We start from the raw sequence: 9254 nt of genomic DNA on the forward strand, positions 1-9254 counted from the left end.
CCACACGAGGAACAACTCTCATATGGCAATAAGCTGATGCCGACGCTGTCTTCATCATGACTCGCTGCGCGAGGCCACGATGGTGCGCGAGATCACGATCACCGGCAGGATACCGACCACCACGATCACCAGCGCCGGCAACGCCGCCTGCTCGAGCATTTCATCCGAGGCGTACTGATAGACGTGGGTGGCGAGCGTGTCGAAGTTGAAGGGCCGCAGCAGCAAGGTGGCCGGCAGCTCCTTCATGGCATCGACGAACACCACCAGCGCCGCGGTCAGCAGACCGGGGCGGATCAAGGGCAGGTGCACCCGGCGAAGTGTCGAGAAGGTGTTCTCGCCCAGCGAGCGCGCCGCCATGTCCATCGAGGGCGTGACCTTGTCGAGGCTCGATTCGATGGAACCCGCAGCGATGGCGAGGAAGCGCACCACATAGGCGATGATGATCGCGCCCATCGTCCCCGTCAGCAGCAGACCGCTGGAGAACCCGAAGTTGGCGCGCAGGAAGCTGTCCAGCGCATTGTCGAAACCGGACAGCGGCACCAGCACACCCAGCCCCAGCACGGCGCCCGGCATGGCATAGCCGAGGCTCGAGAGCTTGAGCGCCTGCTGTACGCTGGCGGTGCGATCCAGCCGCTTGGCGTAGGCCAGCAGCACCCCGATGATCAGCGTCAGCACGGCAGCACTGACCGACAGCATCAGGCTATTGAGCGCGTAACCGGCGAAGTCCGGCGTCCACGACTCCTCGAAGTAGCGAATGGCATGCCGCGTCAGCAGCCCCACCGGCAACAGGAAGCCGAACAGCAGCGGCAACAGGCAAGCCAGTGTCGCCAGTCCGGCGCGCCAGCCATGCAGGGTCGGACGACGATAGCGACGATAGCGATCGCCCTTGCCGAATTGACGCTGCCGGCGCCGGGCATGCCGTTCCAGCCAGATCAGCGTGACCACGAAGATCATCAGGCACAGCGCGATCTGGGCCGCACCGCGCAGGCTGCCCATGTTGAGCCACACATTGAAGATGCCGGCAGTCAGCGAACGCACCGCGAAGTAATCGACGGTGCCGAAATCATTGAGCGCCTCCATCATCGCCAGCGCCAGACCGACGGCGATCGCCGGGCGTGCACTGGGCAGCGCCACGCGCCAGAAGCTCTGCCAGCCATTGCAGCCCAGGGTGCGGCTGGCATCGCGCAGTGACGGCGATTGATCGAGAAATGCCGAGCGCGCCAGCATGAAGACATACGGAAACAGCACCAGCGACAGCATCAGGATGGCGCCGCCCAGACTGCGTATCTCGGGGAAGTAGTAATCCTGCGGCGAGTCCCAGCCGAACAGCGCACGCAGCGCGCCCTGGAAGGGCCCGGCATATTCGAAGACATCGGTGTAGATGTAGGCGATGACGTTGGCGGGAATCGCGAACGGCAGCAGCAACGACCACTCGAAGGTACGCCGCAGCGGGAACTGATACATGGTGGTCAGCCACGCCGACACCACGCCCATGCTGCCGCTGAGCACCGCCACGCCAGCCACCAGCGCCAGACTTGTCATGACGTAGTCAGGCAGCACGGTGGAGACGAGGTGCGGCCAGATGCCGTCACCGGCCTGATCACTGCCATCATCGCCGAACAACGCCAGCCAGATGACGGCCAGCACCGGCATCACCACCAGCGCGGCGACCCCCCAGGCCGTCGCGAACCACCCCATGTGCGTGCCCAGGCGCCGCTGACGGCGTCTTATCGCCGCGTCTTCGGCGCCTGACGTGCTGAGAGTCGCGCGCTCCAAGGCGAGCTCCGTCGCGCTGGTTGCCGTGCAGGCTTCTTCTTCAAGGCTCGCACCTCGCTTTGCCAACAGCCGCTTGCCTTGCGTCATCTGTTCTTCCTCACTGACCTGCCAACTGCAATTGCGTCTATTTTACATTGTTCACTCAAACGAAGAGGGGCTGTCGCATCGCGACAGCCCCTCTTCGTTCATGACATCCCACCCGATGGCTTAGGCCAGCGGTGAGTGCCGTTACTGGTTGAAGCCGACTTCATTGACCATCTGAGCAGCACGCTTGCGGTATTTGGCGACCTCGGTCAGCGAGAGGTCATCCTGCTTGAACTCGCCCCAGGACGTCAGCAGCTCCGAGCTTTCGGCAGCCGGGTTGGCCGGATACTCGAAATTGACCTCGGCATACATGTGCTGGGCGGTCTTCTCGGTCAAGAAGCGCATCAGCTTGAGCGCATTCTCTTCGTGCGGCGCGTACTTGGTCATCGCCATGCCGGAGATGTTCATGTGCGTGCCGACACCGTTCTGGTCCGGGAACTCGATGCGTGCCTTCTCGGCCCACGGACGCTGCTCGTCGTTGTCGAGCATCTTGCCGTAGTAGTAGCTGTTGCCGATGGCCACGTCACAGACGTTGTCACGAATCGCCTTGATCTGATCGCGGTCCCCGCCCTGCGGCTTGCGCGCCAGGTTGTCCTTGAAGCCTTCCAGCCATTCGCGGGTCGCTTCCTCGCCGTTGTGGGCGATACGCGAGGCGATCAATGCCACGTTGTAGGGGTGATCACCTGCACGCGAACAGACACGGCCCTTGAGGCTCGGGTCCGCCAGGTCGTCATAGCTTGCGACCTGACCGGCCTCGAGGCGCTCGACGCTGGTGTAGAGCACGCGGGCACGGGTGGTGATACCGAACCACTGGTTGTCAGGGCCGTGATACTGCTCGGGCAGGTTGGCTTCGATGACGTCGTCATTGACGCTCTTGACCAGCTCTTCGTCGACCAGCTCCTGCAGGCGACCGATATCCACCGTCAGCAGGACGTCAGCCGGCGTGTTGCGACCCTCACGCTTGAGACGCTCGGCCAGACCCTGCTTGGCGAATACCACGTTGACCTTGACGCCGGTCTCCTCGGTGAACTCCTTGAGGAACGGCTCGATCAGATAGGCCTGACGATAGGAGTAGACGTTCACCTCTTCCTGGGCTTGCGCCGGCATGGCCGTGACAGCCGTCACGCCGACCAGCGCACTCAACAACAGCTTGCGAGCGGAGGATGCAGAAATCATGGATACAGCAGTCATCGAATACCCCTGTTCAAGGTGTTCTGTCCTGACGAGGACTGCCATGAGCAGACCTGCAGGCCAGTAAAAGCGGAACCATTGTGTCAATGCGAATCATTCTAATCACAAAGCCCTGACACCTGCAACGTGAGTGCAACGCTGATTTGCAGATAATGCAATCCCGCTCAGGGAGGTGAGTTCCGTGTGGCACGCCCAACGGGCGACGCCACTGCCGGCTGGCATGCGCAGACAAGGCATCACGCCAGCCGGCCGTCCTCCCCCACCGCAGGCAACAGGGACCTGGCAAGGGCGATGGTCTGCTCAAGCGGCATCCCCTGCTGCCAGACACCGGCGAGTGCGTGGCGGAAGGCTGCGGCGCGGGCGGGCAGGCCGCGCTGCTCGACATCGGCAGCGCGCTGCATCACACGTTGCGCGAAGGCGTCTCGATCCACCTCCAGCTCAAGATTGTCGACGCTGACATGAAACGGCTTGCCCACCGCCCGGTGAAACAGCAGCTCCAGCGCTTGCGGCGCGACCTCGACACTCTCGAAGGCGCGCTGCTGCTCGGCGTCGCGGCCATCCGGCGCATACCAGTAGCCGTAATCTTCCTCGAGCCGCCGTCTGGCGCCTGCGATGCACCAATGGCTGATCTCATGCAGCGCACTGGAAAAGAAGCCACGTGCCAGATAGATGCGGTGATAGCCAAGCTCTGATTCCGGGACATGCCTGCCTTCCCCCTGCATGCCGGCCGGAAGATACAGTGGCTCTTCGGGATCACAGCGCAGCAAGGTATTGAAGGTGTCGCCGAACAGGCCGTCGAACAACGCCATCAAGGTGGCGAGGTCATGCGCACGACGGGGACTCCCGCTGGCGGAATCAGAGCAATGGACGGCAGGTAGGGACTCATGGGACGACACGGCAATTCTCGGCAAGCGCTGGCAGTGTGTGGGCATTCGGTGACAGCAGGAAGACCTGCTCTGTCGGATGGATCATTGTACGTGGCTAGCGTATAGCGCGTCATTTCAGCTGACAGTGTCGCTCACAGCCGTGATAATTCATCAGCTTGCGTTCATGAAACCTGCTTATCTGCTAGGATGGCGCGCCAAGCAAGAATGATTCTCGATTACTAGCAGGAGCCTGCCGTGCCCCCCGCCGATTCATCCACCCCCTCCAAGCCTCAGACGGCCCCCGGTTCTCCGCCTCCGCCACTGATGCCCCGCGTCAGAGCGGAAACCTCACGCCTGCTGACCCTGGCGCTGCCGATCTGTGGCGCGCAGCTGGCTCAGGCAGGCATGAGTGCCGTGGACGTGTTGATGACGGGGCGTTCCTCGGCCACGGACCTGGCAGCCGTGTCGGTGGGCTCAAGCCTGTGGGTACCTCTGCTGCTGCTGATGGCGGGCACCCTGATGGGTCTGACGCCGGTGGTCGCGCAATTGATGGGGGGCAATCGCAGCGGTGAGGTGCGTGGCAACGTGCATCAATCGCTGTGGATCTCGCTGGTGCTCGGCAGCCTGTCCGGGCTTGCGCTGTGGTATCTGGCCGCGCCGATCTTCACGCTGATGGAGGTGCCAGAGGCCGTGGCCGAGCAGGCGACTCTCTACCTGATGGCCATCGCCTGGGGCATGCCGGGTGCCGCCTTCTATCAGGTCTTGCGCGCCTACTCGGACGGCATGAACCATACCCGCCCGGCACTGATCATCAGCCTGATCGGCCTGATATCGAACATCCCGCTCAATTACGTGCTGATCTACGGGTCTGCAGGCGTGGATGACCTGCTGGGGATCACCTTGCCGGGACTGTTGGGCGACATTCCGGCCATGGGCGCCGCCGGCTGCGGTATCGCCACCGGCCTTGCGATGTGGATCATGTGCCTGAGCATGTTCGCCTACACGCGTTACAGCAGCGTGTATCGCGCCGTGGCGCTGTGGTGCCAGCCTAGCGCCCCCCACTTCAAGCAGATGGGCGAACTGCTCAAGGTCGGCCTGCCGATCGGGATCGCGATCTTCTTCGAGGTCACGCTGTTCACGGTCATCGCCCTGTTCGTGGCCAGCTTCGGCGAGATCAAGGTCGCGGCCCACCAGGTCGCGCTCAACTTCACCTCGCTGCTGTTCATGCTGCCGCTGTCGATGGCGATGGCCCTGACCGTGCGCGTCGGCCACACCATCGGCCGCGGCGACATGCGCGAAGCACGTTTCGTGGCCTGGAATGGCGTGGCCTTCTCGCTGGTGGTGGCGCTGGTGAATGACATCGTGATCTGGGTACTGGCCGAGCCGGCCGTGGCGCTCTACACCAGCAACCTCAAGGTCCAGGTCCTGGCCATGTCGCTGATCACCCTGGCGATGCTCTATCAGGTCTCGGACTCCCTGCAGGTCGCCATGGCAGGGGCACTGCGCGGCTTCAAGGACACGCGCATCATCATGCTGATCACCATGTTCGCCTACTGGGTGGTCGGGCTGGGAGGCGGACACCTGCTGGGTGTCGGCAGTGAGGCCTTCCCGATCTCGCCCTGGTCCATCGAGCAGATGGGCGTCTATGGCTACTGGATCGGCATGGTGGCCGGGTTGACCGTGGCGGCGCTGCTGCTCGGCTGGCGCCTGTGGATCATCGCGCGCCGTGGCGTGCGTGACGAGGCATTGGCGAGCCAGTGATGCCTGGCGGATAGCACCTGCATCTCAGCCTGCATTCCAACAGGAAGCTCGGCCGGGATGCTGGGCTGACAGCTGCCTGAAACGACTTGATGAGCAAGCCCCGCGACACCCGACAGGGTGACGCGGGGCTTTTGCGTTTAAACACGAAAAAGCTGATAGACGGTCATTTCGTCCAAGGAGGGGTTACCGTCAGGGCTCTGGCTGTGCTAATGGTTATTCAAGGCAGTGCTCTCTCGCTGACGACACACATGGCAGAAGCGAGAGAACGCACCAGCACACGCCGAGGACGATCGACAAGCTGCTGAGGAGGGTTCGTCATGGGCGTACCAGTATCTTCCCCCCGCTCCGCCAAGGTCATCGACCTGAGTGTCATGCGTGACAGGATGCGTGCACGACGTCGTATTCTCCGGCTGGCGCCGGAACACGACGGGTTGGAAATGCTCTATCAGCTCGACAGCGATCCGGACAGCTATTACAGCATTCCGGTACTGGCCTGGGGGCTGCGCGAGGATGGTGAAGTCGTCGGCATGGTGCCGTGGATGGAGGGGCTGATGCCCTGCCACGAGCTGGAAGACCCCCAGCAGGGGCATTTCGTCGGCTATCGCGACCCGGAAACCGACGAAGTCTTCATGCTGGCGCCTGACCACAAGGTGTTCGAGCTCGAACATGCCGCGGCCTATTACGACTATGAAGTCTCGGACAAGACGACGCTGCTGCAGCAACTGCCGGACACGCTGGGTACCCATGCGCTGTGCATGACCAACGGCGAGACACAGTGGCAGCTCAAGCAGGTCTTCGGCTGGCGTCTCTACAGCGATGGCAACATCGAGGCCTTGCTGGTCGATGAAGCTCGCGTCACCCAGACACCCGTGCTGGCCGGCGACGACTGCCTGTACCCGGGGCGCAGCCGGCACGATGTGGTCTATTTCTTCCAGCGCGCCATCGCCAATCAGATACGCGAGCAGGACCCGGCGACGCTGGAGGCTCTCGCGCTGATGATGACCGGCGAGAGCGATCAGGTCTGCGTCGAGGTCCATGACCGCGAAGCCTGAGGGCCAGTCATGGCCAGCGACTCAGCGGCTGCGGATGGGCCTCAACTGATGCGGATGTAATACAGGAACTGTTCCGGCGTCTCGTGGCTCAGTTCCAGGGTGTGGCCAAGAAAGGCGCAGAACTTGGGCACATCACGGGTGGTGGCCGGGTCGGTCGCCACTACCCGCAACAGGTCACCCGAGGCAAGCTCACGCACCTTGTTGTGCAGCATCATGATGGGTTCCGGGCAATACAGGCCACTGGTTTCCAGTTCGGCATCGGCCTCGGGCAATGTGATATCGGTCATCGAAGACTCCTGACAATCCTGCCGCCCTGGCTGGCGGCACGTACAAAAAAGGGGAGACAGGCATGATCAAGGTTCTGATCGAACGGCATATCATGCCGGGACTGGAACAGGATTACGAACAGGCCTCGCGTGAAGTCGTACGCGAGGCCACGCATGTCCCGGGCTTCATCTCGGGCGAGAACCTGATGGAAACCGGCCGCGCGGGCCACCGCATCCTGATCACCTCATGGCGCGATGCGCGAGCGTGGCAGGAATGGTCGGTCAGTCCGGCCAGAGATCGCATGATGGCGCGCCTGGCGCCCATGCTATCCCAACCAGAGCGGATAATCCTGCTGGAGCATACCTGAGCGCGCCTCTCCGGCGAGCGAAGGCATCATATGCTCCATCATACAAGAACCCCACGGCCTGGGCAGGCCGTGGGGTTCTTGTATGGGGCATGTGCCACTCGTGCATGCTGATTGAGCAACAGCCAATCAGTGCGTGATGCGCACGTGCACAGTGACCTCTTCACGGTCGTGATACAGATGACGACAGCGAATCTCGGCACCGACGTTGGAACGCTCGAGACTGGCGGCCAGATAGTCGAGGCAGCGAGAGACTTCCTTCCAGCGCTGCTTCATCGGCAGCTTGAGGTTGAAGACGGCCTCGTTGCACCAGCGCTTCTTCAGCCAGCGCTCGACCATCTCGGTCACACGAATCGGCTTGTCGACGATATCGCAGACCAGCCAATCCAGGCGCAGCGGCGGCTCCCAGGTGAAGCCGTCTTCCTTGAGATGCTCGACCTGCCCTGTCGCCATCAGGTCCTTGTTCATCGGACCATTGTCGATCGCGAACACGAACATGCCCTTCTCGACCAGCTGGAAGGTCCAGCCACCCGGGGCGGCACCAAGATCCGCTGCCTGCATGCCAGTGGCGATGCGACGCTCCCACTGATCGCGCGGCACGAATTCGTGCCACGCCTCTTCCAGCTTGAGCGTGGAGCGGCTGGGCGCACGACTCGGCGAACGCAGATGACGAATGCCATTGGCATATTCGCTGCGGTTGCCCGGGAAGCTCATGCCCAGCTGGACTTCATCGCCATCTGTCCAGAAGACATGCAACGCCCGACCACCGGCCTTGCGGCGCAGGGCGCCCCGCTTCTTGAGCGCGGATTCCAGCGGACGACCGACGGCCTTGCCCAGCCCCGACAGTGCCTTGCCATCATTGGTATCCGGCATCTCGTGGCGGATCTCCTCGAAGCTCCAGCCGGCGTCGACCACCTGCTGCAGAATCGGCGAGACACGATTCTCCCGCGACATGCCGACCAGCGGCTCCAGTGCCACCAGGGTCTGACGAGCGAAGACCAACGCCTGTAGCGGCATGTCACGATGCAGGGCGTTGGCGGGCTCTTCACCCGTCACCACATAACGCACGAAGCCACTGTCGCGTGCCGCAATCGGATAACCCGGCGTGCCGATATACGCCGCTTTCTCGCTGACTTCTGCGGCCAGGTCGGCCTCGAAGCCAGGGCGGCAATACAGCAACAGTTCTTGAGGTTGCATCATCATCTCCAATACAGAAGGCTGGGGAGTCTAGCTTCTCGCCGCTGCCTTCTACAAGCGTGCATGTACGTGATGGGGCTGTGACAACGCTCAGGCCGTCGTCATGGGCGCAGCAGACGCCTCACGAAGCGCGTACATCTCTTGCTTTGCGCAACTTTTCTCACCACAAAGAGAACCGCCCCTGCAGCAAGGCTACAGGGGCGGTTCGGTATAAGTGCCTGACGATGACCTACTCTCACATGGAGAAACTCCACACTACCATCGGCGCTAAGCGGTTTCACTTCCGAGTTCGGCATGGGATCGGGTGGTTCACGCTCGCTATGGTCGTCAGGCGAAACGGTGGCATCTTGCGATGCCTGAGTCTCGAGGCTTTTGGCCTCGTGACTCGCAATATGAATCATGCTGACCGATATGTCTCGATCCTGTCGCAATCCCGGCGTTTGCCTATGCAAACCCCTTGGGTGTTATATGGTCAAGCCTCACGGGCAATTAGTACTGGTTAGCTCAACACATTGCTGTGCTTCCACACCCAGCCTATCAACCTTGTAGTCTTCAAGGGCCCTTCAGGAGGCGCAAGGCCTCAGGGAAGTCTCATCTTGAAGGGGGCTTCCCGCTTAGATGCTTTCAGCGGTTATCCCGTCCGAACGTAGCTACCGGGCAATGCCATTGGCATGACAACCCGAACACCAGAGGTTC

The 9254-nt window shown here is 62.2% G+C and carries 8 protein-coding genes and 2 rRNA genes; 3 read left to right on the plus strand and 7 right to left on the minus strand.

What is annotated here, in order from left to right:
• Window positions 1-54: 54 nt before the first annotated feature.
• From AOG28_RS02265 to AOG28_RS02275, 3 genes are all read right to left on the minus strand, one after another.
• Window positions 55-1863 carry an ABC transporter permease gene (locus AOG28_RS02265; RefSeq protein WP_082388150.1) on the minus strand — a complete coding sequence of 603 codons (1809 nt, stop codon included), beginning with the start codon at window positions 1861-1863 and terminating at the stop codon, window positions 55-57.
• 141 nt (window positions 1864-2004) lie between these two features.
• Complete coding sequence (locus AOG28_RS02270) at window positions 2005-3051, minus strand: Fe(3+) ABC transporter substrate-binding protein (RefSeq protein ID WP_225347558.1); 1047 nt, start codon at window positions 3049-3051, stop codon at window positions 2005-2007.
• Between the two features lie 236 nt (window positions 3052-3287).
• A complete protein-coding gene (locus AOG28_RS02275; RefSeq protein ID WP_054555154.1) occupies window positions 3288-3860 on the minus strand; it encodes an elongation factor P hydroxylase in 573 nt (190 codons plus the stop codon).
• Between the two features lie 381 nt (window positions 3861-4241).
• Between AOG28_RS02275 and AOG28_RS02280 the strand changes: the two genes are divergently transcribed.
• Window positions 4242-5678, plus strand: coding sequence for an MATE family efflux transporter (locus tag AOG28_RS02280; RefSeq protein WP_054555209.1), 1437 nt, complete (start codon window positions 4242-4244; stop codon window positions 5676-5678).
• A 317-nt stretch (window positions 5679-5995) separates the two neighbouring features.
• Complete coding sequence (locus AOG28_RS02285) at window positions 5996-6730, plus strand: hypothetical protein (protein ID WP_052384769.1); 735 nt, start codon at window positions 5996-5998, stop codon at window positions 6728-6730.
• 41 nt (window positions 6731-6771) lie between these two features.
• Here the strand turns inward: AOG28_RS02285 and tusA are convergent, their stop codons facing one another.
• Window positions 6772-7017, minus strand: coding sequence for a sulfurtransferase TusA (gene tusA / locus AOG28_RS02290; protein ID WP_054555155.1), 246 nt, complete (start codon window positions 7015-7017; stop codon window positions 6772-6774).
• A gap of 62 nt (window positions 7018-7079) precedes the next feature.
• Between tusA and AOG28_RS02295 the strand changes: the two genes are divergently transcribed.
• The gene (locus AOG28_RS02295; protein ID WP_043335322.1) at window positions 7080-7364 is read left to right on the plus strand and encodes an antibiotic biosynthesis monooxygenase family protein; all 285 of its coding nucleotides are present in this window, start codon (window positions 7080-7082) and stop codon (window positions 7362-7364) included.
• Window positions 7365-7490: 126 nt separating this feature from the next.
• Here AOG28_RS02295 and rlmM read toward each other — a convergent pair whose 3' ends face one another.
• From rlmM to AOG28_RS02310, 3 genes are all read right to left on the minus strand, one after another.
• Window positions 7491-8564, minus strand: coding sequence for a 23S rRNA (cytidine(2498)-2'-O)-methyltransferase RlmM (rlmM, locus tag AOG28_RS02300; protein ID WP_054555210.1), 1074 nt, complete (start codon window positions 8562-8564; stop codon window positions 7491-7493).
• Window positions 8565-8774: 210 nt separating this feature from the next.
• A 5S ribosomal RNA gene (rrf, locus tag AOG28_RS02305) occupies window positions 8775-8890 on the minus strand.
• A 136-nt stretch (window positions 8891-9026) separates the two neighbouring features.
• Window positions 9027-9254, minus strand: a 23S ribosomal RNA gene (locus AOG28_RS02310); the annotation flags it as partial.

The organism is Cobetia sp. UCD-24C (assembly GCF_001306765.1).
Classification (GTDB): Bacteria; Pseudomonadota; Gammaproteobacteria; order Pseudomonadales; family Halomonadaceae; genus Cobetia; species Cobetia amphilecti.

What these genes read in the sequence shown, in the direction of transcription:
- AOG28_RS02265 (WP_082388150.1), bottom strand. Translation starts at nt 1,863, where the DNA reads ATGACGCAAGGCAAGCGGCTGTTGGCAAAGCGAGGTGCGAGCCTTGAA.
- AOG28_RS02270 (WP_225347558.1), bottom strand. Translation starts at nt 3,051, where the DNA reads ATGACTGCTGTATCCATGATTTCTGCATCCTCCGCTCGCAAGCTGTTG.
- AOG28_RS02275 (WP_054555154.1), bottom strand. Translation starts at nt 3,860, where the DNA reads ATGGCGTTGTTCGACGGCCTGTTCGGCGACACCTTCAATACCTTGCTG.
- AOG28_RS02280 (WP_054555209.1), top strand. Translation starts at nt 4,242, where the DNA reads ATGCCCCGCGTCAGAGCGGAAACCTCACGCCTGCTGACCCTGGCGCTG.
- AOG28_RS02285 (WP_052384769.1), top strand. Translation starts at nt 5,996, where the DNA reads ATGGGCGTACCAGTATCTTCCCCCCGCTCCGCCAAGGTCATCGACCTG.
- tusA (WP_054555155.1), bottom strand. Translation starts at nt 7,017, where the DNA reads ATGACCGATATCACATTGCCCGAGGCCGATGCCGAACTGGAAACCAGT.
- AOG28_RS02295 (WP_043335322.1), top strand. Translation starts at nt 7,080, where the DNA reads ATGATCAAGGTTCTGATCGAACGGCATATCATGCCGGGACTGGAACAG.
- rlmM (WP_054555210.1), bottom strand. Translation starts at nt 8,564, where the DNA reads ATGATGATGCAACCTCAAGAACTGTTGCTGTATTGCCGCCCTGGCTTC.